General features: G+C 70.5%; 22 protein-coding genes. 21 read left to right on the top strand and 1 reads right to left on the bottom strand.

Features of this window, described 5'->3' with window-relative positions:
• The first annotated feature begins 48 nt into the window (after positions 1 to 48).
• From aroC to nusB, 8 genes are all read left to right on the top strand, one after another.
• On the top strand, positions 49 to 1,233 hold the full coding sequence (gene aroC, locus AB0L71_RS02525) for a chorismate synthase (RefSeq protein ID WP_365237014.1): 1,185 nt from the start codon (positions 49 to 51) through the stop codon (positions 1,231 to 1,233).
• Complete coding sequence (locus tag AB0L71_RS02520) at positions 1,230 to 1,784, top strand: shikimate kinase (RefSeq protein WP_365237012.1); 555 nt, start codon at positions 1,230 to 1,232, stop codon at positions 1,782 to 1,784. Before aroC ends, AB0L71_RS02520 begins: the two co-directional genes overlap by 4 nt.
• The gene (gene aroB / locus AB0L71_RS02515; RefSeq protein WP_365237010.1) at positions 1,781 to 2,875 is read left to right on the top strand and encodes a 3-dehydroquinate synthase; all 1,095 of its coding nucleotides are present in this window, start codon (positions 1,781 to 1,783) and stop codon (positions 2,873 to 2,875) included. The genes AB0L71_RS02520 and aroB overlap by 4 nt, the downstream gene beginning before the upstream one ends.
• Positions 2,872 to 3,312, top strand: coding sequence for a type II 3-dehydroquinate dehydratase (aroQ, locus tag AB0L71_RS02510; RefSeq protein ID WP_365237008.1), 441 nt, complete (start codon positions 2,872 to 2,874; stop codon positions 3,310 to 3,312). The genes aroB and aroQ overlap by 4 nt, the downstream gene beginning before the upstream one ends.
• 138 nt (positions 3,313 to 3,450) lie before the next feature.
• The gene (locus AB0L71_RS02505) at positions 3,451 to 4,239 is read left to right on the top strand and encodes a Pro-rich N-terminal domain-containing protein (RefSeq protein WP_365237006.1); all 789 of its coding nucleotides are present in this window, start codon (positions 3,451 to 3,453) and stop codon (positions 4,237 to 4,239) included.
• Between the two features lie 102 nt (positions 4,240 to 4,341).
• Positions 4,342 to 5,448, top strand: coding sequence for an aminopeptidase P family protein (locus AB0L71_RS02500; protein WP_365237004.1), 1,107 nt, complete (start codon positions 4,342 to 4,344; stop codon positions 5,446 to 5,448).
• A 50-nt stretch (positions 5,449 to 5,498) separates the two neighbouring features.
• Complete coding sequence (gene efp / locus AB0L71_RS02495; protein WP_114243496.1) at positions 5,499 to 6,065, top strand: elongation factor P; 567 nt, start codon at positions 5,499 to 5,501, stop codon at positions 6,063 to 6,065.
• 2 nt (positions 6,066 to 6,067) lie between these two features.
• On the top strand, positions 6,068 to 6,499 hold the full coding sequence (gene nusB, locus AB0L71_RS02490) for a transcription antitermination factor NusB (RefSeq protein ID WP_365237002.1): 432 nt from the start codon (positions 6,068 to 6,070) through the stop codon (positions 6,497 to 6,499).
• Positions 6,500 to 6,671: 172 nt separating this feature from the next.
• Here nusB and bldD read toward each other — a convergent pair whose 3' ends face one another.
• Positions 6,672 to 7,172, bottom strand: coding sequence for a transcriptional regulator BldD (gene bldD, locus AB0L71_RS02485; RefSeq protein ID WP_014044812.1), 501 nt, complete (start codon positions 7,170 to 7,172; stop codon positions 6,672 to 6,674).
• 220 nt (positions 7,173 to 7,392) lie between these two features.
• Here bldD and pyrR point away from each other — a divergent pair, with 220 nt between their 5' ends.
• The 13 genes from pyrR to metK all read left to right on the top strand — a co-directional run bounded on the left by pyrR (position 7,393) and on the right by metK (position 21,813).
• Complete coding sequence (gene pyrR, locus AB0L71_RS02480; protein WP_365237000.1) at positions 7,393 to 7,977, top strand: bifunctional pyr operon transcriptional regulator/uracil phosphoribosyltransferase PyrR; 585 nt, start codon at positions 7,393 to 7,395, stop codon at positions 7,975 to 7,977.
• A gap of 92 nt (positions 7,978 to 8,069) precedes the next feature.
• Positions 8,070 to 9,068 carry an aspartate carbamoyltransferase catalytic subunit gene (locus tag AB0L71_RS02475; protein WP_365236999.1) on the top strand — a complete coding sequence of 333 codons (999 nt, stop codon included), beginning with the start codon at positions 8,070 to 8,072 and terminating at the stop codon, positions 9,066 to 9,068.
• Between the two features lie 2 nt (positions 9,069 to 9,070).
• Positions 9,071 to 10,357 carry a dihydroorotase gene (locus tag AB0L71_RS02470; RefSeq protein WP_365236997.1) on the top strand — a complete coding sequence of 429 codons (1,287 nt, stop codon included), beginning with the start codon at positions 9,071 to 9,073 and terminating at the stop codon, positions 10,355 to 10,357.
• A complete protein-coding gene (locus tag AB0L71_RS02465) occupies positions 10,354 to 10,935 on the top strand; it encodes a hypothetical protein (protein WP_365236995.1) in 582 nt (193 codons plus the stop codon). Before AB0L71_RS02470 ends, AB0L71_RS02465 begins: the two co-directional genes overlap by 4 nt.
• Positions 10,932 to 12,074 carry a glutamine-hydrolyzing carbamoyl-phosphate synthase small subunit gene (gene carA / locus AB0L71_RS02460; protein ID WP_365236993.1) on the top strand — a complete coding sequence of 381 codons (1,143 nt, stop codon included), beginning with the start codon at positions 10,932 to 10,934 and terminating at the stop codon, positions 12,072 to 12,074. The genes AB0L71_RS02465 and carA overlap by 4 nt, the downstream gene beginning before the upstream one ends.
• Entirely contained in the window at positions 12,067 to 15,375 is a 3,309-nt protein-coding gene (gene carB / locus AB0L71_RS02455; RefSeq protein WP_365236991.1) for a carbamoyl-phosphate synthase large subunit, read from the top strand. The genes carA and carB overlap by 8 nt, the downstream gene beginning before the upstream one ends.
• An 81-nt stretch (positions 15,376 to 15,456) precedes the next feature.
• Complete coding sequence (locus AB0L71_RS02450) at positions 15,457 to 16,566, top strand: quinone-dependent dihydroorotate dehydrogenase (RefSeq protein WP_365236989.1); 1,110 nt, start codon at positions 15,457 to 15,459, stop codon at positions 16,564 to 16,566.
• Positions 16,563 to 17,402: an orotidine-5'-phosphate decarboxylase gene (gene pyrF / locus AB0L71_RS02445; RefSeq protein ID WP_365236987.1), complete on the top strand. Its 840-nt coding sequence runs from the start codon at positions 16,563 to 16,565 to the stop codon at positions 17,400 to 17,402. Before AB0L71_RS02450 ends, pyrF begins: the two co-directional genes overlap by 4 nt.
• A 244-nt stretch (positions 17,403 to 17,646) precedes the next feature.
• Positions 17,647 to 17,970, top strand: a complete 324-nt coding sequence (locus AB0L71_RS02440; RefSeq protein WP_014157387.1) for an integration host factor — start codon at positions 17,647 to 17,649, stop codon at positions 17,968 to 17,970.
• 37 nt (positions 17,971 to 18,007) lie between these two features.
• Positions 18,008 to 18,625: a guanylate kinase gene (gene gmk / locus AB0L71_RS02435; protein WP_365236985.1), complete on the top strand. Its 618-nt coding sequence runs from the start codon at positions 18,008 to 18,010 to the stop codon at positions 18,623 to 18,625.
• 114 nt (positions 18,626 to 18,739) lie between these two features.
• Positions 18,740 to 19,012 (top strand): DNA-directed RNA polymerase subunit omega, encoded by a 273-nt coding sequence (rpoZ, locus tag AB0L71_RS02430; RefSeq protein WP_003970369.1) that lies wholly within the window; start codon positions 18,740 to 18,742, stop codon positions 19,010 to 19,012.
• A 133-nt stretch (positions 19,013 to 19,145) separates the two neighbouring features.
• Complete coding sequence (coaBC, locus tag AB0L71_RS02425) at positions 19,146 to 20,348, top strand: bifunctional phosphopantothenoylcysteine decarboxylase/phosphopantothenate--cysteine ligase CoaBC (protein WP_365236984.1); 1,203 nt, start codon at positions 19,146 to 19,148, stop codon at positions 20,346 to 20,348.
• Between the two features lie 241 nt (positions 20,349 to 20,589).
• Entirely contained in the window at positions 20,590 to 21,813 is a 1,224-nt protein-coding gene (gene metK, locus AB0L71_RS02420) for a methionine adenosyltransferase (RefSeq protein ID WP_365236982.1), read from the top strand.
• Positions 21,814 to 21,922 lie beyond the last annotated feature (109 nt).

The raw sequence follows: 21,922 nt of genomic DNA, 5'->3' as shown, positions 1-21,922 counted from the left end.
CACCCGGTCGCGCCGTCGCAGTTCCAGGCGCGAGCAGGAGGAGCACCGTTGAGCAGGTTGCGTTGGCTGACCGCGGGGGAGTCGCACGGTCCCGCACTCGTGGCGACGCTGGAGGGGCTTCCCGCCGGTGTCCCGATCACCACGGAGATGGTGGCGGACGCACTCGCCCGGCGGCGGCTCGGCTACGGCCGCGGTGCGCGGATGAAGTTCGAGAAGGACGAGGTCACCTTCCTCGGCGGCGTGCGCCACGGTCTCACCATGGGCTCCCCGGTCGCCGTGATGGTGGGCAACACCGAGTGGCCCAAGTGGGAGCAGGTCATGGCGGCCGACCCGGTCGACCCGGAGGAGCTGGCCGCACTCGCCCGCAACGCCCCGCTGACCCGCCCCCGCCCCGGACACGCCGACCTCGCCGGCATGCAGAAGTACGGCTTCGACGAGGCCCGGCCGATCCTGGAGCGCGCCAGCGCACGGGAGACCGCGGCCAGGGTCGCGCTCGGCGCCGTCGCCCGGTCCTACCTCAAGGAGACCGCGGGCATCGAGATCGTCAGCCACGTCGTCGAACTGGCCGCGGCCAAGGCGCCCTACGGCGTCTACCCCACGCCCGCCGACGTCGAGCGCCTCGACGCCGACCCGGTGCGCTGCCTGGACGCCGAGGCGAGCAAGGCGATGGTCGCCGAGATCGACCAGGCCCACAAGGACGGCGACACCCTCGGCGGTGTGGTGGAGGTCCTCGCGTACGGGGTGCCGGTCGGTCTCGGCTCGCACGTCCACTGGGACCGCCGGCTCGACGCCCGGCTCGCCGCGGCGCTGATGGGCATCCAGGCCATCAAGGGGGTCGAGGTCGGCGACGGCTTCGACCTGGCCCGGGTCCCCGGTTCCCAGGCGCACGACGAGATCCTGGTCACCGAGGACGGCATCAAGCGCGCCTCCGGCCGCTCCGGCGGCACCGAGGGCGGTCTGACCACCGGTGAGCTGCTGCGGGTGCGCGCCGCGATGAAGCCCATCGCGACCGTGCCGCGCGCGCTCGCCACCGTCGACGTCGTCACCGGCGAACCCGCCAAGGCCCACCACCAGCGCTCCGATGTCTGTGCCGTACCGGCCGCGGGCATCGTCGCCGAGGCGATGGTCGCCCTGGTGCTCGCCGACGCCGTCGCCGAGAAGTTCGGCGGGGACAGCGTCACCGAGACCCGCCGCAATGTGCAGTCGTACCTCGACCACCTGCAGATCCGATGAGCGGCCCGCTGATCGTCCTCGTCGGTCCGATGGGCGTCGGCAAGTCCACGGTGGGCGAACTGCTCGCCGACCGGCTCGGCGCCTCCTACCGGGACACCGACGCGGACGTCGTGGCCACGGCCGGCAAGCCGATCGCGGAGATCTTCTACGACGAGGGCGAGGAGCACTTCCGTGAGCTGGAGCGCCGGGCGGTGCACACCGCCCTCGCCGAGCACACGGGTGTCCTCGCCCTCGGCGGCGGCGCCGTGCTCGACGACACGACCCGTGCGCTGCTCGCCGACCACCCCGTCGTCTATCTCTCGATGGACGTGGAGGAGGCCGTCAAGCGGGTCGGCCTGAACGCCGCCCGCCCGCTCCTCGCGGTCAACCCGCGCCGGCAGTGGCGCGAGCTGATGGACGCCCGCCGGCACCTGTACACCGAGGTGGCCCGGGTGACCGTCGCCACCGACGAGCGCACCCCCGAAGAGGTCGCCCAGGCGGTCCTCGACGCACTGGAACTGCCGGAGAGCGCGGACGATCCCGTCGCCCCCGGCCGGGAGAACACACCATGACCGAGCAGGGCCCCATCCGTATCCCGATCGCAGGCAGCGCGGGCACCGACCCGTACGAGGTGCTGGTCGGCCGTCAGCTGCTGGGCGAGCTGCCCGCGCTCATCGGCGACCGCGCCAAGCGCGTCGCGGTGCTGCACCCCGAGGCGCTCGCCGAGACCGGTGAGGCGGTCCGTCAGGACCTTGCCGAGCAGGGCTACGAGGCCATCGCGATCCAGGTGCCGAACGCCGAGGAGGCCAAGACCGTCGAGGTCGCGGCGTACTGCTGGAAGGCGCTCGGGCAGACCGGCTTCACCCGTACCGACGTCATCGTCGGCGTCGGCGGCGGAGCCACCACGGACGTGGCCGGATTCGTCGCGGCGAGCTGGCTGCGCGGGGTGCGCTGGATCGCCGTACCGACGACCGTGCTGGCCATGGTCGACGCGGCCGTCGGCGGCAAGACCGGCATCAACACCGCCGAGGGCAAGAACCTCGTCGGCGCCTTCCACCCGCCCGCCGGGGTCCTCTGCGACCTGGCCGCGCTGGACTCGCTGCCCGTACACGACTACGTCAGCGGCCTGGCCGAGATCATCAAGGCCGGCTTCATCGCCGACCCGGTGATCCTGGACCTCATCGAGGCGGATCCGGAAGGTGCCCGCACCCCCACCGGAGCGCACACGGCCGAGCTGATCGAGCGAGCCATCCGGGTCAAGGCCGAGGTCGTCTCGGGCGACCTCAAGGAGTCCGGCCGACGCGAGATCCTGAACTACGGCCACACCCTGGCCCACGCGATCGAGAAGAACGAGCGCTACAAGTGGAGGCACGGCGCGGCCGTCTCGGTCGGCATGGTCTTCGCCGCCGAACTGGGCCGTCTGGCCGGCCGCCTGGACGACGCGACCGCCGACCGGCACCGGGCCGTCCTGGAGTCCGTCGGACTGCCGCTCACCTACCGCGGCGACCAGTGGCCCAAGCTGCTGGAGAACATGAGGGTCGACAAGAAGTCCCGCGGCGACCTGCTGCGCTTCATCGTCCTCGACGGCCTCGGCAGGCCCACCGTGCTGGAGGGGCCCGACCCGGCCGTGCTGCTCGCCGCCTACGGGGAGGTGTCGGCGTGACCCGCCGGGTTCTCGTCCTCAACGGCCCGAACCTCGGCCGGCTCGGCTCCCGGGAGCCCGATGTGTACGGCGCCACCTCCTACGCCGGACTCGTCGAGACCTGCCAGGCACTCGGCAGGGAGCTCGGCTTCGACGTCGACGTGCGGGAGACCAACGACGAGGGAGAGCTGATCAGCTGGCTCCACGAAGCCGCGGACGGTTCGATTCCGGTCGTGCTCAACCCAGGAGCCTTCACCCACTACTCGTACGGAATGCGGGACGCGGCGGCCCAGCGCACCGCCCCGCTGATCGAGGTGCACATCTCGAACCCGTACGCGCGGGAGGAATTCCGGCACAACTCCGTGGTGGCGCCCGTCGCCACGGGGACCGTGGCCGGATTCGGCATCGGCTCCTACCGCCTCGCCCTGCGTGCCCTCGCGGACGAGTTGACCGCCTGACCGACCGGCGTCCCGGACGGTCCACTCCGCCTACGGGCACCGTGGACCGTCCCCGTCCCTTCCTCCCGTGGCGGCCGGGGACGGTACGGTTGCCGTTCCACCAGCGCCAGTTGCCTGTACGAGACGGAGTGGCACCGGATGCAGCACGCAGGGGGGGCTCCGCTGCCACCCCAAGGGCCCGGAAGCGGACCAGCCGGCTGGGCACACCAGGCCCGGCACCCCGGACCGCCGCCCCCGCCCCAGGGCTGGAGCGGTCCCGCACCGCAGCACGCCCCGGCACCTCCTTCCCGGGAGACCACCGGGCACTTCCGGCTGCCGCCCGGCGGGCCCGTCCCGCTGCCCGCGCCGCCTGCCGGTCCCGGCGCCGACACGGCGACCCTCGCCGTTCTCCTGATCGGCCCCGCGGGCGCCGGCAAGACCACCGTGGCCAAGTTCTGGGCCGGCCGTCGCCGTGTCCCCACGGCCCACATCAGCCTCGACGACGTCCGCGAATGGGTCCGCTCCGGTTTCGCCGACCCCCAGGCCGGATGGAACGACCACTCCGAGGCCCAGTACCGTCTGGCCCGCCGGACCTGCGGCTTCGCCGCGCGCAACTTCCTCGCCAACGGCATCTCCTGCATCCTGGACGACGCCGTCTTCCCCGACCGTCCGGTGGTCGGCCTCGGCGGCTGGAAGCGCCATGTGGGCCCGGGTCTGCTGCCCGTCGTCCTGCTGCCGGGCCTGGAGGTCGTGCTGGAGCGCAACGCCGCCCGCAGCGGCAACCGCCGCCTCTCGGACGAGGAGGTTGCCCGGATCCACGGGCGGATGGCCGGGTGGTACGGCTCCGGACTGCCGATCATCGACAACTCGACGTACGACGTGGAGACCACCGCCCGGGTTCTGGACGACATACTCGCCCGCTCCCTGGCCAGTCCTCCGGCCTGGTGAAGCGGCGCTGGGCGATGTCCCCGGCCCGGTCCCGGGCCGGCCGCCGCCCCGGTCGGATGCGCTGACCGAGCAGGTCCGGGCCGGCGCTCGTAGGCTCGTGACATGTCAGACGTGTACGCCGTCCGCCGCGGGCTGCTCCGCGACCGGTGCGCCGCCGTCGGATCCGCGGCCGCTCTGGTCTCCCGTCCCGCCAACGTCCGCTATCTCGCGGGCGGAGCGCCTTCCGGCGCCGTGCTCCTGCTCGGCCCAGGCGAGGACATCCTGCTCAGCCCGCGCGGGCCGGTCGACGATCGCGCCGACGGGTGCACCGACGAGCACCTGCGGGTGTCCCTGATGCCGGACTCCGACGGCGATCCGGTGCTCGCGGCAGCGGATCTGGCCGCCTCCCGCGGAGCGGATTCCCTGGCCGTCGAGGAACATCACCTGACGGTCTCGCGCCACCGGGCCATGGGCTCGGTCGCCCCGCGCCTCCGGCTCTCGGACCTGGGTGCCACCGTCGAGCAGCTGCGGGTGGTCAAGGACGAGGAGGAGATCGCCTGCCTGCGGATCGCCGCCGAGATCAGTGACCAGGCGCTGGGCGAACTCCTCGAATCCATCCTGGTGGGCCGCACCGAGCGGCATCTCGCCCTGGAGCTGGAGCGCCGGCTGGTGGACCACGGTGCCGACGGCCCCGCCTTCCCCACATCCGTGGCGACCGGGCCGAACGCGGGCCAGGGGCGCCACCGCCCCTCGGACCGACGGGTGGAGGAGGGGGATTTCCTCTCCGTCCGCCTGGGCGCGAACTATCGCGGCTACCGCTGCGAGATCGGCCGCACCTTCGTCATCGGGACGGCGCCCGCCGACTGGCAGATCGAGCTCTACGACCTGGTTTTCGCCGCTCAGCGAGCCGGACGCGAGGCTCTGGTACCCGGTGCCGCCTACCGCGACGTGGACCGTGCGGCCCGCCATGTCCTGGACTCCGCAGGCCACGGTGGAGGCCTCGGGCCCTGGACCGGGCACGGAGTCGGGCTCGAAATCGACGAGGACCCGCAACTGACACCTTCAGCCATGGGTAAACTGGACGCTTGTGTGCCGGTCACCGTCGAACCGGGAGTCCACCTCCCGGGCCGGGGCGGGGTCCGGATCGATGACACGCTCGTCGTGCGCCCCGAGGCGGACGGCGGACCCGAGCTACTCACCATCACGACCAAGGAGCTGCTCGCGCTCTAGCGCGCATCCTCGGCCGTTCCACCAGCTTCAGTCCAGGAGATTCCGCAACCGTGGCTTCCACGAACGACCTCAAGAACGGCCTGGTGCTCAAGCTCGACGGAGGCCAGCTCTGGTCCGTCGTCGAGTTCCAGCACGTCAAGCCCGGCAAGGGCCCTGCCTTCGTGCGCACCAAGCTCAAGAACGTGCTGTCCGGCAAGGTCGTCGACAAGACGTTCAACGCCGGCGTGAAGGTCGAGACGGCCACCATCGACCGTCGCGACATGCAGTTCTCGTACATGGACGGCGAGTACTTCGTCTTCATGGACATGGACACGTACGACCAGCTCATGGTCGACCGCAAGGCTGTCGGCAACGCCGCCAACTTCCTCATCGAGGGCTTCACCGCCTCGGTGGCCCAGCACGAGGGCGAGGTGCTCTATGTCGAGCTGCCCGCCGCCGTCGAGCTGACCATCCAGCACACCGACCCGGGTGTCCAGGGCGACCGTTCCACCGGTGGCACCAAGCCCGCCACGCTGGAGACCGGCTACGAGATCGGCGTTCCGCTCTTCATCACCACGGGTGAGAAGATCAAGGTCGACACCCGCACGGGCGACTACCTCGGCCGGGTGAACAGCTAACCGTGGCTGCCCGGAACAAGGCCCGCAAGCGCGCCTTCCAGATCCTCTTCGAGGCCGACCAGCGCGGTGAGTCCGTGCAGACGGTCCTCGCGGACTGGGTGCGGCACTCGCGGACCGACACCCGCCAGCCGGCGGTCGCCGAGTACACGATGGAGCTCGTCGAGGGGTACGCGCAGTACGCGGACCGGATCGACGAACTCATCGTGACCTACGCGGTGGACTGGGAGATCGACCGGATGCCGGTCGTCGACCGGAACATCCTGCGCCTTGGTGCGTACGAGCTGATCTGGGTGGACGAAACCCCGGACGCGGTAGTGATCGACGAGGCGGTCCAGCTCGCCAAGGAGTTCTCCACCGATGACTCCCCGTCCTTCGTGAACGGGCTGCTGGCCCGGTTCAAGGACCTCAAGCCGAACCTCCGCCGGGAGCAGTAGCCCACCGGTGGCGTTCAGCCGACGAAGGGCCCGCGGTCGTACCGCGGGCCCTTCGGCATTGCCAAGCGTGTCCAGGTGGCGCGACAAAAAACCGCGACGGCGCGGACACCCGAAAGGGTGAACCGCACCGCCGCGGCGACACGTTTCTGCTGGGGCTTCGGCCTGCTGGGGCTCAGCCCTCTTCGTGGGCGACGGCACGACGCGCGTCGGCGTCCAGCACACCCCAGCTGATCAGCTGTTCCGTGAGCACGGACGGCGACTGGTCGTAGATCACGGCCAGTGTGCGCAGGTCGTCCTGGCGGATCGAGAGCACCTTGCCGTTGTAGTCACCGCGCTGGCTCTGGATCGTCGCCGCGTAGCGCTGCAGCGGCCCGGCCTTCTCCGGCGGGACGTGGGCGAGGCGCTCCAGGTCCAGGACGAGCTTCGGCGGCGGCTCGGCGGCCCCGCCGGGCGTCGTACCGGGCAGGAGTTCCTGCACCGGGACTCCGTAGAAATCTGCCAGTTCGGCAAGGCGCTGCACGGTCACGGCACGGTCGCCGCGCTCGTACGAACCGACCACGACGGCCTTCCAGCGACCCTGGGACTTCTCCTCCACGCCATGAAGGGAGAGGCCCTGCTGGGTGCGGATGGCACGGAGTTTGGCCCCGAGCTGTTTTGCGTATTCGCTGGACATATGGCTCCCCGGACGCTGGAACATTTCGCGGCTCCGCCGCAGGCTGGTAACTCACTGTGAGGTTACGCAGCGTTACTTGGATGCGTCAAGCCGAACGGTCCGGACCGGCACCTCCCGGGGGTGCTCTCAAGGCGATGCACAAGCCCTGGTAACGTGGATGACGCAATTTCGACGTCCTTTAAGGTCCGTCCCGTGAGGCGGAGAAGGAGGTCCGTTTCTTATGGACGCACAGCACGAAGCCACCGGCAATGCGGCGCGGCCCGTTCTCGAGGCCCCCGACATCGCCCGAGCACTGACCAGAATCGCCCACGAGATCGTCGAACGCGCCAAGGGCGCCGACGACGTGGTGCTCCTCGGCATCCCGACGCGAGGCGTCTTCCTCGCCGGCCGGCTCGCCGAAAAGCTCGAAGAGATCACCGGCCGGAAGATGCCGGTCGGGTCGCTCGACATCACCATGTACCGCGACGACCTGCGGCTGCGCCCGGCGCGCGCCCTGGCCCGCACCGAGATCCCCGGCCAGGGCATCGAGGGCCGGCTGGTCGTCCTCGTCGACGACGTCCTCTTCTCGGGCCGCACGATCCGCGCCGCACTCGACGCGCTGGGCGACATCGGACGGCCGCGCGCGGTGCAGCTCGCGGTCCTCGTCGACCGCGGTCACCGCGAACTCCCGATCCGTGCCGACTACGTCGGCAAGAACCTCCCCACGTCGCTGCGGGAGACGGTCAAGGTCCAGCTCGCCGAGGAGGACGGCCGCGACGCCGTGCTGCTCGGTGTCGAGCAGGCCGCCCCGGCGGGCGCGCAGTAGCTGCACTTCACCCGTACGGCGCACCTCGAAGCCGTACGGCCGCGCCCGCGCGCCCGCATGCCCGAACCCTCCAGCCACCGGAGAACCCCCAGATGAAGCGCCACCTCATCTCGGCCGCCGACCTCACACACGACGACGCCGTCCTGATCCTCGACACCGCAGAGGAAATGGCCAGGGTCGCGGACCGGCCGATCAAGAAGCTCCCCACCCTGCGCGGCCGTACCGTCGTCAACCTCTTCTTCGAGGACTCGACGCGCACCCGCATCTCGTTCGAGGCCGCCGCCAAGCGCCTGTCCGCCGATGTCATCAACTTCTCCGCCAAGGGCTCATCCGTGTCCAAGGGCGAGTCGCTCAAGGACACCGCGCTCACCCTGGAGGCGATGGGCGCCGACGCCGTCGTCATCCGGCACGGTGCCTCCGGGGCCCCGTACCGTCTGGCCACCTCCGGGTGGATCGACGGCGCCGTCGTCAACGCCGGGGACGGCACCCATGAACATCCCACACAGGCCCTCCTGGACGCCTTCACCCTGCGCCGCCGCCTGGTGGGGGCCGACAACGGTCTCGGCCGGGACCTCGAAGGCCGACGGGTCACCATCGTCGGCGACATCCTGCACAGCCGGGTGGCCCGCTCCGACGTCCGTCTGCTGACCACACTCGGCGCCCACGTGACCCTGGTGGCCCCGCCGACCCTCGTTCCGGTCGGCGCCGAGCAGTGGCCGTGCGACGTCAGCTACAACCTCGACGAGGTGCTGCCGAAGTCCGACGCGGTGATGATGCTGCGTGTGCAGCGCGAACGGATGAACGCCGCGTACTTCCCGACCGAGCGCGAGTACTCCCGCCGTTACGGCCTGGACGCCGACCGCATGGCGAAGATGCCCGAGCACGCCATCGTCATGCACCCCGGCCCGATGGTCCGCGGCATGGAGATCACCGCCGAGGTGGCCGACTCCGACCGGTGCACGGCCGTCGAGCAGGTCGCCAACGGGGTCTCGATCCGCATGGCCGTCCTGTACCTGCTGCTCGGCGGTTCGGAGCCCGGCCCCGCCCTCCCGTCGTCCGCTCCGTCCGCCCGTACCGAGGAGAACAAGTAACCATGAGCAAGATCCTTATCCGCGGCGCGAAGATCCTCGGCGGCGAACCCCAGGACGTCCTGATCGACGGCGAGACCATCGCGGAGGTCGGCACCGGCATCGAGGCCGGGGACGCGACCGTCGTCGAGGCCGAGGGCCGGATCCTGCTGCCCGGCCTGGTCGACCTCCACACCCACCTGCGCGAGCCCGGCCGCGAGGACTCCGAGACCGTCCTCACCGGCACGAAGGCGGCGGCCGTCGGCGGCTTCACCGCCGTGCACGCCATGGCCAACACCTTCCCGGTTGCCGACACCGCCGGTGTCGTCGAGCAGGTCTGGCGGCTCGGCAGGGAGTCCGGCTACTGCGACGTGCAGCCGGTCGGCGCCGTCACCGTGGGCCTGGAGGGCAAGAAGCTCGCCGAGCTCGGCGCCATGCACGACTCGGCCGCCGGGGTGAAGGTCTTCTCCGACGACGGCAAGTGCGTCGACGACGCGGTGATCATGCGCCGTGCACTGGAGTACGTGAAGGCCTTCGACGGCGTCGTCGCCCAGCACGCCCAGGAGCCCCGCCTCACCGAGGGCGCCCAGATGAACGAGGGCGTCGTCTCCGCGGAACTCGGTCTCGGCGGCTGGCCCGCCGTCGCCGAGGAGTCGATCATCGCCCGCGACGTCCTGCTCGCCGCCCACGTCGGCTCCCGGGTGCACATCTGCCACCTGTCGACCGCCGGGTCCGTCGAGATCGTCCGCTGGGCCAAGTCCAAGGGCTGGAACGTGACCGCCGAGGTCACCCCGCACCACCTGCTCCTCACCGACGAGCTCGTACGGTCCTACAACCCGGTCTACAAGGTGAACCCGCCGCTGCGCACCGAGGCCGACGTCATGGCCCTGCGCGAGGCCCTCGCCGACGGCACCATCGACTGCGTCGCCACCGACCACGCCCCGCACCCGCACGAGGACAAGGACTGCGAGTGGGCCGCCGCCGCCATGGGCATGGTGGGCCTGGAGACCGCGCTCTCGGTGGTCCAGCAGACGATGGTCGAGACCGGCCTCATCGACTGGGCGGGCGTCGCCGACCGGATGTCGTTCCGTCCGGCGGCCATCGGCCGGCTCGACGGCCACGGCCGGCCCGTCTCGGCCGGTGAGCCCGCCAACCTGACCCTGGTCGATCCGGCTTACCGTGGTGTGGTGGACCCCGCCGCCTTTGCCTCCCGCAGCCGCAACACCCCCTACGAGGGCCGTGAGCTGCCGGGCCGAGTCACTCACACGTTTCTGCGGGGCCGCGCCACGGTCGTCGACGGGAAGCTCGCGTGACAACACTCACCCCCCTGTACCTCCAGCTCGCAGCCGAGCGGAAGTCGGCCGAAGTGACCGACTGGTCCGCCCGCATCAGCTGGGTCGTCGGACTGATCGTCCTCGTCGTCCTCGTCTACTGGCTGATGCGCCAGGGATGGAAGTGGCGAGGCAGTCTCCAGTCCGATCTGCCGGAACCCGAAACCACCCCGGACGGTTTCACGGACGGCGAGAAGCTGCTGACGCTGACCGGCCGCTACCACGCCTCGACGACCGCCGGGCAGTGGCTCGACCGGATCGTCGCCCACGGTCTCGGTACCCGCAGCCGCGTCGAGCTCACACTGACCGGCCAGGGCCTGGACGTCGTACGACCCGGCGCGTCCGACTTCTTCGTCCCGGCAGCCGCACTCCGCGGCGCCCGGCTCGACAAGGGCATCGCAGGCAAGGTCCTCCCCGAGGGTGGCCTCCTGATCATCACCTGGGCCCTGGGCGACCAGCTGATCGACTCCGGGTTCCGCTCCGACCGCTCGGCCGAGCACCCGGCCTGGGTCGAGGCCATCAACCAACTCACCAGCACTACGGAAGGCACCGCACGATGACGATCTCCACCCGGGGAGCTGCCAAAGTTCCCGCCGTACTCGTCCTGGAGGACGGCCGCACCTTCCGCGGCCGTGCCTACGGGGCCGTGGGGGAGACCTTCGGCGAGGCGGTTTTCTCCACCGGCATGACCGGCTACCAGGAGACGCTCACCGACCCCTCGTACCACCGCCAGGTCGTCGTGATGACCGCCCCGCACGTCGGCAACACCGGCGTGAACGACGAGGACCCCGAGTCGAAGCGGATCTGGGTCGCCGGATACGTGGTGCGCGACCCCGCCCGGGTGCCCTCCAACTGGCGCTCCCGGCGCTCGCTCGACGAGGAGCTGGAGCGGCAGGGCGTCGTGGGCATCAGCGGCATCGACACCCGCGCCCTCACCCGCCACCTGCGCGAGCGCGGCGCCATGCGCGTCGGCATCTTCTCCGGTGACGCGGTCACCGACGAGGCCACGCTGCTCGCCCGGGTCCAGGAGGCACCCGGGATGGTGGGCGCCGACCTCTCCACCGAGGTCGCCACCAAGGACGCCTACGTCGTCCCCGCGATCGGCACGAAGCGGTTCACCGTCGCCGCCATCGACCTGGGCATCAAGGGCATGACCCCGCACCGCATGGCGGAGCGCGGCATCGAGGTGCACGTGCTGCCCGCCACCGCGACCCTGGACGAGGTGTACGCGGTCGAGCCCGACGGCGTGTTCTTCTCCAACGGCCCCGGCGACCCGGCCACAGCCGACCACCCGGTCTCGGTCATGCGGGGCGTCCTGGCACGGAAGACCCCGCTCTTCGGCATCTGCTTCGGCAACCAGATCCTGGGGCGCGCCCTCGGCTTCGGCACGTACAAGCTCAAGTACGGCCACCGCGGAATCAACCAGCCCGTGCAGGACCGCACGACCGGCAAGGTCGAGGTCACCGCGCACAACCACGGCTTCGCCGTCGACGCCCCGCTGGACAAGGTGTCCGACACGGAGTTCGGCCGCGCCGAGGTCTCCCACGTCTGTCTGAACGACCAGGTCGTCGAGGGGCTGCAGCTCCTCGACCAGCCGGCCTTCAGCGTCCAGTACCACCCCGAAGCGGCCGCGGGCCCGCACGACGCCGCTTACCTCTTCGACCGTTTCGTATCTCTGATGGAGGGCCAGCGTGCCTAAGCGCTCCGATATCCAGTCCGTCCTGGTCATCGGCTCGGGCCCGATCGTCATCGGTCAGGCCGCCGAGTTCGACTACTCCGGCACCCAGGCCTGCCGCGTCCTCAAGTCCGAGGGCCTGCGCGTCATCCTGGTGAACTCCAACCCGGCGACGATCATGACCGACCCGGAGATCGCCGACGCCACGTACGTCGAGCCGATCACGCCCGAGTTCGTCGAGAAGATCATCGCCAAGGAGCGGCCCGACGCGCTGCTCCCGACCCTCGGCGGGCAGACCGCGCTCAACACCGCGATCTCCATGCACGAGAACGGTGTCCTGGAGAAGTACAACGTCGAGCTCATCGGCGCCAACGTCGAGGCCATCAACAAGGGCGAGGACCGCGACCTCTTCAAGGGCGTCGTGGAAGCCGTCAAGGAGAAGATCGGCTACGGCGAGTCCGCCCGGTCGGTCATCTGCCACTCCATGGACGACGTCCTGGCGGGCGTCGAGACGCTCGGCGGCTACCCCGTGGTCGTCCGCCCCTCCTTCACCATGGGCGGTGCCGGCTCCGGCTTCGCCCACGACGAGGAGGAACTGCGCCGGATCGCCGGCCAGGGCCTGACGCTCTCCCCGACCACCGAGGTGCTCCTGGAGGAGTCCATCCTGGGCTGGAAGGAGTACGAGCTGGAGCTGATGCGCGACAAGAACGACAACGTCGTGGTCGTCTGCTCCATCGAGAACTTCGACCCGATGGGCGTCCACACGGGTGACTCGATCACCGTCGCCCCGGCGATGACGCTCACCGACCGCGAGTACCAGCGGCTGCGCGACATCGGTATCGCGATCATCCGCGAGGTCGGCGTCGACACCGGCGGCTGCAACATCCAGTTCGCCGTCGACCCCACCGACGGCCGGATCATCGTCATCGAGATGAACCCGCGCGTCTCCCGCTCCTCGGCGCTCGCCTCGAAGGCCACCGGCTTCCCGATCGCCAAGATCGCCGCCAAGCTGGCCGTCGGCTACACGCTCGACGAGATCCCGAACGACATCACCGAGGAGACGCCCGCCTCCTTCGAGCCGACCCTCGACTACGTCGTCGTCAAGGCCCCGCGGTTCGCCTTCGAGAAGTTCCCCTCCGCCGACTCCACCCTCACCACCACCATGAAGTCGGTGGGCGAGGCCATGGCGATCGGCCGGAACTTCACCGAGGCGCTCCAGAAGGCGCTGCGCTCCCTGGAGAAGAAGGGTTCGCAGTTCAGCTTCGTCGGCGAGACCGGTGACAAGGCCGTGCTGCTGGCCGAGGCGGCCCGCCCGACCGACGGCCGGATCAACACCGTCATGCAGGCGATCCGGGCCGGCGCCACCCAGGAAGAGGTCTTCGAGTCCACGAGGATCGACCCCTGGTTCGTCGACCAGCTCTTCCTGATCAAGGAGATCGCCGACGAGCTGGCCGCCGCCGACAAGCTCGACGCCGAGCTGCTCGCCGAGGCCAAGCGGCACGGCTTCTCGGACCTCCAGATCGCCGGGATCCGCGGACTGCGCGAGGACGTCGTCCGCGAGGTGCGGCACGCGTTCGGCATCCGTCCGGTCTACAAGACGGTCGACACCTGCGCCGCCGAGTTCGCCGCGAAGACCCCGTACTTCTACTCCAGCTACGACGAGGAGAACGAGGTCGCGCCCCGCACCAGGCCCGCGGTGATCATCCTCGGCTCCGGCCCCAACCGCATCGGTCAGGGCATCGAGTTCGACTACTCGTGCGTCCACGCCTCGTTCGCGCTGAGCGACGCGGGCTACGAGACCGTGATGGTCAACTGCAACCCGGAGACCGTGTCCACCGACTACGACACCTCCGACCGGCTGTACTTCGAGCCGCTGACGCTCGAGGACGTGCTGGAGATCGTGCACGCCGAGTCCCTCGCGGGCCCGGTCGCCGGTGTCGTCGTCCAGCTCGGCGGCCAGACCCCGCTGGGGCTGTCGCAGGCGCTCAAGGACAACGGTGTGCCGGTCGTCGGTACGTCCCCGGAGGCGATCCACGCCGCCGAGGACCGCGGCGCCTTCGGCCGTGTCCTGGCCGAGGCGGGCCTGCCGGCCCCGAAGCACGGCACCGCCACCACGTTCGACGAGGCCAAGGCCATCGCCGACGAGATCGGCTACCCCGTCCTCGTCCGCCCCAGCTACGTGCTCGGCGGCCGCGGCATGGAGATCGTGTACGAGGAGGAGCGGCTCTCCACGTACATCGCCGAATCCACCGAGATCAGCCCCACCCGGCCGGTCCTGGTCGACCGCTTCCTCGACGACGCGATCGAGATCGACGTCGACGCGCTCTACGACGGCACCGAGCTCTACCTCGGCGGTGTCATGGAGCACATCGAGGAGGCCGGCATCCACTCCGGTGACTCCGCCTGCGCCCTGCCCCCGATCACGCTCGGCGGCTTCGACATCAAGCGGCTGCGCGCCTCGACCGAAGGCATCGCCAAGGGCGTCGGCGTACGCGGACTGATCAACATCCAGTTCGCGCTCTCCGGCGACATCCTCTACGTGCTGGAGGCCAACCCGCGCGCCTCGCGCACCGTCCCCTTCACCTCGAAGGCGACGGCGGTCCCGCTCGCCAAGGCGGCCGCCCGGATCTCGCTGGGCGCGACCATCGCCGAACTGCGCGCGGAGGGCCTGCTCCCGGCGCACGGCGACGGCGGGACCCTGCCGCTGGACGCGCCGATCTCCGTCAAGGAGGCCGTCATGCCGTGGTCGCGCTTCCGCGACATCCACGGCCGCGGCGTCGACACCGTCCTCGGCCCGGAGATGCGTTCCACCGGTGAGGTCATGGGCATCGACTCGGTCTTCGGCACGGCCTACGCCAAGTCGCAGGCCGGTGCGTACGGCCCGCTGCCCACCAAGGGCCGCGCGTTCATCTCGGTCGCCAACCGCGACAAGCGCTCGATGATCTTCCCGGCGCGCGAACTCGTCGCCCATGGCTTCGAGCTGCTCGCCACCTCCGGCACCGCCGAGGTCCTCAAGCGCAACGGCATCAACGCCACGGTCGTGCGCAAGCAGTCCGAGGGCGTGGGCCCGCAGGGCGAGAGGACCATCGTCCAGCTGATCCACGACGGCGAGGTCGACCTGATCGTCAACACGCCGTACGGCACGGGCGGCCGCCTCGACGGCTACGAGATCCGCACCGCCGCCGTGGCCCGGTCCGTGCCGTGCCTGACGACGGTCCAGGCGCTCGCCGCCGCCGTCCAGGGCATCGACGCACTCACCCACGGAGACGTCGGCGTCCGCTCCCTCCAGGAACACGCGGAGCGTCTGATCGCGGCTCGCGACTAGCAGCCCGGAAGGGGGACACCGGAAACGGTGTCCCCCTCTCTGTGAGCCCCCGAGGACCCTGAGAACACCGAGGACACCCCGATGTACACATTCTTCTTCCGGCTGGTCTTCTCCCGGATGGACCCGGAGCGGGCCCACCACCTGGCCTTCCGCTGGATCCGCCTCGTCGCCCGCATCCCCGTGCTGCGCACCTTCGTCGCCGCCGCGCTCGCCCCCCGCCACACGGAGCTGCGCACCGAGGCCCTCGGCCTGCGGATGCACGGTCCGTTCGGCCTCGCCGCCGGCTTCGACAAGAACGCGGTCGCGATCGACGGCATGGCGATGCTCGGCTTCGACCACGTCGAGATCGGCACGGTCACCGGGGAGCCGCAGCCCGGCAACCCCAAGAAGCGCCTCTTCCGCCTCGTCGCGGACCGCGCACTGATCAATCGCATGGGCTTCAACAACGAGGGCTCGGCCGCCGTGGCCGAGCGGCTGGCGGCCCGCAGGCCGGTCTTCAGGACCACGGTCGGCGTCAACATCGGCAAGACGAAGGTCGTACCGGAGGCCGAAGCGGTCGGCGACTACGTGAAGTCCACCGAGAGGCTGGCCCGGCACGCCGACTACCTCGTCGTGAACGTCTCCTCGCCCAACACGCCCGGTCTGCGCAACCTCCAGGCCACCGAGGCGCTCCGGCCCCTGCTCTCGGCCGTGCGCGAGGCGGCCGACCGGACCGTCACCGACCGGCGGGTCCCCCTGCTCGTCAAGATCGCCCCGGACCTCGCGGACGAGGACGTCGACGCCGTCGCCGATCTCGCCCTCGAACTGGGACTCGACGGCATCATCGCCACCAACACCACCATCGCCCGGGACGGCCTCGGTCTGACGTCCTCGCCGTCCCTGGTGCAGGAGACCGGCGGCCTGTCCGGCGCACCCCTCAAGGAGCGCTCCCTGGAGGTCCTCCGGCGCCTCTACGCGCGGGTGGGCGACCGGATCACCCTGGTCGGTGTCGGAGGCATCGAGAACGCCGAGGACGCCTGGCAGCGCATTCTCGCCGGCGCCACCCTCGTCCAGGGGTACAGCGCCTTCATCTACGAGGGTCCGTTCTACGCCCGGGCGATCCACAAGGGACTCGCCGCCCGCCTGGCGGCCTCCCCGTACGTCACCCTCGCCGAGGCCGTCGGCGCAGACACCAGAAGGGCCACCGCATGATCCCGGAACCGTTCGGCGCGCGCCTGCGCCGCGCCATGGACACCCGCGGGCCGCTCTGTGTCGGCATCGACCCGCACGCCTCGCTGCTCACCGCCTGGGGCCTGAACGACGACGTCGCGGGGCTGGAGCGGTTCACGCGCACGGTCGTCGAGGCCCTGGCCGACCGGGTCGCCGTGCTCAAGCCGCAGTCCGCGTTCTTCGAGAGGTTCGGCTCCCGCGGGATCGCCGTCCTGGAGAAGGCCGTGGAGGAGGCGCGGGCGGCCGGTGCGCTCGTGCTCATGGACGCCAAGCGCGGCGACATCGGCTCCACCATGGGGGCCTACGCGGCGACCTACCTGGACAAGGACTCGCCCCTGTTCTCGGACGCGGTCACCGTCTCGCCGTACCTCGGCTTCGGTTCGCTGCGCCCGGCGCTGGACGCGGCCGTCCTCTCCGGCGCGGGGGTGTTCGTGCTCGCCCTCACCTCCAACCCGGAGGGTGGCGAGGTGCAGCGCGCCACCGCCGCCGACGGCCGTTCGCTGGCGCAGGTCATGCTCGACCACATGGCCGCCGAGAACGAGGGGGCCACCCCGCTCGGCTCGGTCGGCGCGGTGGTCGGTGCCACGCTCGGGGACGCCGGGGTGGATCTCGCGATCAACGGTCCGCTGCTGGCCCCCGGGATCGGGGCCCAGGGCGCGACCCCGGCGGATCTGCCCGCTGTCTTCGGCGACGCGGTGGGCAATGTGGTGCCCAGTGTCAGCCGCGGTGTGCTCAGCCACGGACCCGACCCGGCAGCGCTGCGCGCGGCCGCCGACCGGTTCGCGGACGAGGTCCGGCGTGCCGTCGCAGGTGGATGAGCATGCCACGTAACAGCGCGTTGACTGAATCCTGACCAAAAAACTCGGCTGTTATGTCGGGAATGTCCTGGTCGGCTGAGGCTGACCAGGACTTTTCGTTGGTTCTCGCTGACTCGGGCGGTCTTGGCCGCTAGTCTCCGTCGAGAGCCGACGTACACACGTGGTCCGTCGCTCACCTGGTGTGGAGCGCCCAGCTTCCTCACCGGTCCGTATCCGACAGATCGACATCCGAGGTGACGTAGGCGTGGCTCTTCCGCCCCTTACCCCTGAACAGCGCGCAGCCGCGCTCGAAAAGGCCGCCGCGGCTCGCCGGGAGCGGGCCGAGGTCAAGAATCGACTGAAGCACTCCGGCGCCTCCCTCCACGAGGTCATCAAGCAGGGCCAGGAGAACGACGTCATCGGGAAGATGAAGGTCTCGGCCCTCCTGGAGTCCCTGCCCGGCGTGGGCAAGGTCCGCGCCAAGCAGATCATGGAGCGGCTCGGTATCTCCGAGAGCCGTCGGGTCCGGGGTCTCGGCTCCAACCAGATCGCATCCCTGGAGCGCGAGTTCGGCGGCAGCGCGGCCTGAGTTCTCGGGCACTCCCGAGAACCTGGATAATCGCTGCATGGCTGCAACATCCCGGGGGACGTCCCCCGTACCCCCGGACGTACGTCCGCGGCTGACCGTGCTCTCCGGCCCCTCCGGGGTCGGCAAGAGCACGGTCGTCGCTCATATGCGCAAGGCTCACCCCGACGTATGGCTCTCGGTGTCGGCGACGACCCGCAAGCCGCGCCCCGGCGAGCGCAACGGCGTTCACTACTTCTTCGTGGACAACGACGAGTTCGACAAGCTGATCGCCAACGGCGAACTGCTGGAGTGGGCCGAGTTCGCCGGCAACCGGTACGGCACGCCCCGTCGCGCCGTGCTCGAACGCCTGGAGGCGGGCGAGCCGGTGCTGCTGGAGATCGACCTCCAGGGTGCCCGGCTGGTACGCCAGTCGATGGCGGACGCCCGGCTCGTCTTCCTGGCCCCGCCGAGCTGGGAGGAGCTGGTGCGCCGGCTCACCGGCCGCGGGACCGAGTCCGCCGAGGTGATCGAGCGCCGTCTCGCCGCCGCCAGGGTCGAACTGGCTGCCGAGTCCGAGTTCGACACGACGCTGGTCAACACCTCGGTCGAGGAGGTGGCCCGTGAGCTGCTAGCCTTGATGATGGAGCCTTCCGGCCACCGACCCGAGAGCGACTGAACCCTCGACTGACCCTCGACTGACTCAGTCGGCGCGAGCCGCAGCACGGAACTCCGCACGGAACTCCGCACTGTCAAAGATTCTTTGATCGTCACCCCCTTCGGAAGGCAGAGAGTGTCCTCTTCCATCACCACGCCCGAGGGCATCATCAACCCGCCGATTGATGAGCTCCTCGAGGCCACCGACTCGAAGTACAGCCTCGTGATCTACGCCGCCAAGCGTGCGCGTCAGATCAACGCGTACTACTCGCAGCTCGGCGAAGGCCTCCTGGAGTACGTCGGTCCGCTCGTCGACACCCACGTGCACGAGAAGCCCCTCTCGATCGCGCTCCGCGAGATCAACGCGGGCCTGCTCACCTCCGAGGCCATCGAGGGCCCCGCGCAGTAGGTCAGCAGACGTACCTTCACCACAGGCCCGGCGGTCACGACCGCCGGGCCTGTGGTGTGTCCGGGGCAACAGCGTGGGGCCGGGTGCGGTGAGGCAGCATGGGGATGTTCGCAATCGAGTGCGGGGAGACGCAGTGGACAAGCCGAAGGTCGTTCTGGGGGTCAGCGGAGGCATCGCCGCGTACAAGGCGTGCGAACTGCTGCGCCGGTTGACCGAGTCCGGTCACGACGTACGCGTCGTCCCGACCGCGTCGGCGCTGCACTTCGTGGGGGCGGCCACCTGGTCGGCGCTCTCGGGGCACCCGGTGTCGACGGAGGTGTGGAACGACGTCCACGAGGTGCCGCACGTCAGGATCGGTCAGGAGGCCGACCTGGTCGTCGTCGCCCCGGCCACCGCCGACATGCTCGCCAGGGCCGCCCACGGCCTCGCCGACGACCTGCTCACCAACACGCTGCTGACCGCCCGCTGTCCGGTCGTCTTCGCGCCCGCCATGCACACCGAGATGTGGGAGCACCCGGCCACCCGGGAGAACGTCGCCACGCTGCGCCGCCGCGGCGCCGTGGTGATCGAGCCGGCCGTGGGCCGTCTCACCGGCGTCGACACGGGCAAGGGGCGGCTGCCCGATCCCGGGGAGATCTTCGAGGTCTGCCGTCGGGTGCTGGCCCGCGGGCCCGTCGCACCCGACCTGGCCGGCCGGCACGTGGTGATCAGCGCGGGCGGTACCCGCGAGCCGCTCGACCCGGTGCGCTACCTCGGCAACCGCTCCTCCGGCAAGCAGGGGTACGCCCTGGCCCGCACCGCGGTCGCCCGGGGCGCCCGGGTCACCCTCGTCGAGGCCAACACGGGCCTGCCCGACCCGGCGGGCGCCGATGTCGTGCACACGGAGACCGCCATACAGCTGCGGGAGTCCGTGCTGAAGGCCGCGGCGGACGCCGATGTGGTGGTGATGGCCGCGGCGGTCGCCGACTTCCGGCCTGCCGAGTACGCGACGGGGAAGATCAAGAAGAAGGACGGCCAGGAGCCCGCCCCTCTGGTGCTCGTCCGTAATCCCGACATCCTGGCCGAGGCCGCCGCCGAGCGCGCGCGGCCGGACCAGATCGTCGTCGGATTCGCCGCCGAGACCGACGACGTCCTCGCCAACGGCCGCGCGAAGCTCCGCCGCAAGGGGTGCGATCTCCTCGTCGTCAACGAGGTGGGGGAGCACCGGACCTTCGGCTCCGAGGAGAACGAAGCGGTGGTCCTCGCGGCCGACGGCGGGGAGACCGTTGTGCCGTTCGGCCCCAAGGAAGCACTCGCCGACACGGTCTGGGATCTCGTCGCGGTACGACTGGGGTGAGTTTCCCCTCCCGTGCGCCGCACGGGAAAAAGCCCCGGAACACGGGCGCGAACAGCATCTCCGGGCGGCGACTCCGGTACGGCGGAGGGTCGCGCGGGGGGTGACATAACCGCCAAACAGTGAGACACGCTGTCCACGGACCTGAGACGCCCGATAAACTGACCCGCGGACCATGCCGAGCGCAGCTCTCGGCTGTCCACCAAATGATCAGCCAGCAGCCGCTGCAACCCCAGGGAGCGATGTGTCCCGCCGTCTCTTCACCTCGGAATCCGTCACCGAGGGTCACCCCGATAAGATCGCTGACCAGATCAGCGACACCATTCTCGACGCGCTTCTCCGTGAGGACCCCCGGTCCCGCGTCGCCGTCGAGACCTTGATCACCACTGGTCTGGTGCACGTTGCGGGTGAGGTCACGACCAAGGCCTACGCCGACATCCCGACGCTCGTCCGCAACAAGATCCTCGAGATCGGCTACGACTCCTCCAAGAAGGGCTTCGACGGCGGCTCCTGCGGGGTCTCGGTGTCCATCGGAGCGCAGTCGCCCGACATCGCGCAGGGCGTCGACACCGCGTACGAGAAGCGGGTCGAGGGTTCCACCGCGGGTGAGGAAGAGGACGAGCTCGACAAGCAGGGCGCCGGCGACCAGGGCCTGATGTTCGGCTACGCCTGTGACGAGACGCCCGAACTCATGCCGCTCCCGATCCACCTCGCGCACCGGCTCTCGCGACGGCTCTCCGAGGTGCGCAAGAACGGGGTCATCCCCTACCTGCGCCCGGACGGCAAGACCCAGGTCACCATCGAGTACGACGGCGACAAGGCCGTCCGTCTCGACACGGTCGTCGTCTCCTCGCAGCACGCCAGCGACATCGACCTCGACTCGCTGCTCGCGCCCGACATCCGCGAGTTCGTCGTCGAGCACGTGCTCGCGCAGCTGGTCGAGGACGGCATCAAGCTGGACACCGACGGCTACCGGCTGCTGGTCAACCCGACCGGACGCTTCGAGATCGGTGGCCCGATGGGCGACGCCGGCCTGACCGGTCGCAAGATCATCATCGACACCTACGGCGGCATGGCCCGTCACGGCGGCGGTGCCTTCTCGGGCAAGGACCCGTCGAAGGTCGACCGCTCGGCCGCGTACGCCATGCGCTGGGTCGCCAAGAACGTCGTCGCCGCGGGCCTCGCCGCCCGTTGCGAGGTGCAGGTCGCGTACGCGATCGGCAAGGCGGAGCCGGTCGGTCTGTTCGTCGAGACGTTCGGCACCGCCGTCGTCGACACCGAGAAGATCGAGCACGCCATCAGCGAGGTCTTCGACCTCCGCCCGGCCGCGATCATCCGCGACCTGGATCTGCTCCGCCCGATCTACGCCCAGACCTCGGCGTACGGCCACTTCGGCCGTGAGCTTCCCGACTTCACCTGGGAGCGCACGGACCGGGTGGACGCGCTGCGTGCGGCGGCCGGGCTGTAACCGGAGGCACAGCCTGCCGCACTCCCGCCGGAACACCGGGGCCCGGACGCCGCACAGGGCGTCCGGGCCCCGGTGCGTCCGGTCGCCCTGCGGTCGCGCCGATGCCGGT

It is taken from the genome of Streptomyces sp. NPDC052052, assembly GCF_040680455.1.
Lineage (GTDB): Bacteria > Actinomycetota > Actinomycetes > Streptomycetales > Streptomycetaceae > Streptomyces.
Note: the sequence above shows the minus strand (reverse complement) of the source record. Positions and strands in the feature narration are given on the sequence as shown.

What these genes read in the sequence shown, in the direction of transcription:
- gmk (WP_365236985.1), top strand. Translation starts at nt 18,008, where the DNA reads ATGGCTGCAACATCCCGGGGGACGTCCCCCGTACCCCCGGACGTACGT.
- pyrR (WP_365237000.1), top strand. Translation starts at nt 7,393, where the DNA reads ATGGACGCACAGCACGAAGCCACCGGCAATGCGGCGCGGCCCGTTCTC.
- AB0L71_RS02520 (WP_365237012.1), top strand. Translation starts at nt 1,230, where the DNA reads ATGAGCGGCCCGCTGATCGTCCTCGTCGGTCCGATGGGCGTCGGCAAG.
- AB0L71_RS02505 (WP_365237006.1), top strand. Translation starts at nt 3,451, where the DNA reads ATGCAGCACGCAGGGGGGGCTCCGCTGCCACCCCAAGGGCCCGGAAGC.
- carA (WP_365236993.1), top strand. Translation starts at nt 10,932, where the DNA reads ATGACGATCTCCACCCGGGGAGCTGCCAAAGTTCCCGCCGTACTCGTC.
- pyrF (WP_365236987.1), top strand. Translation starts at nt 16,563, where the DNA reads ATGATCCCGGAACCGTTCGGCGCGCGCCTGCGCCGCGCCATGGACACC.
- AB0L71_RS02475 (WP_365236999.1), top strand. Translation starts at nt 8,070, where the DNA reads ATGAAGCGCCACCTCATCTCGGCCGCCGACCTCACACACGACGACGCC.
- AB0L71_RS02470 (WP_365236997.1), top strand. Translation starts at nt 9,071, where the DNA reads ATGAGCAAGATCCTTATCCGCGGCGCGAAGATCCTCGGCGGCGAACCC.
- AB0L71_RS02500 (WP_365237004.1), top strand. Translation starts at nt 4,342, where the DNA reads ATGTCAGACGTGTACGCCGTCCGCCGCGGGCTGCTCCGCGACCGGTGC.
- bldD (WP_014044812.1), bottom strand. Translation starts at nt 7,172, where the DNA reads ATGTCCAGCGAATACGCAAAACAGCTCGGGGCCAAACTCCGTGCCATC.
- AB0L71_RS02450 (WP_365236989.1), top strand. Translation starts at nt 15,457, where the DNA reads ATGTACACATTCTTCTTCCGGCTGGTCTTCTCCCGGATGGACCCGGAG.
- aroB (WP_365237010.1), top strand. Translation starts at nt 1,781, where the DNA reads ATGACCGAGCAGGGCCCCATCCGTATCCCGATCGCAGGCAGCGCGGGC.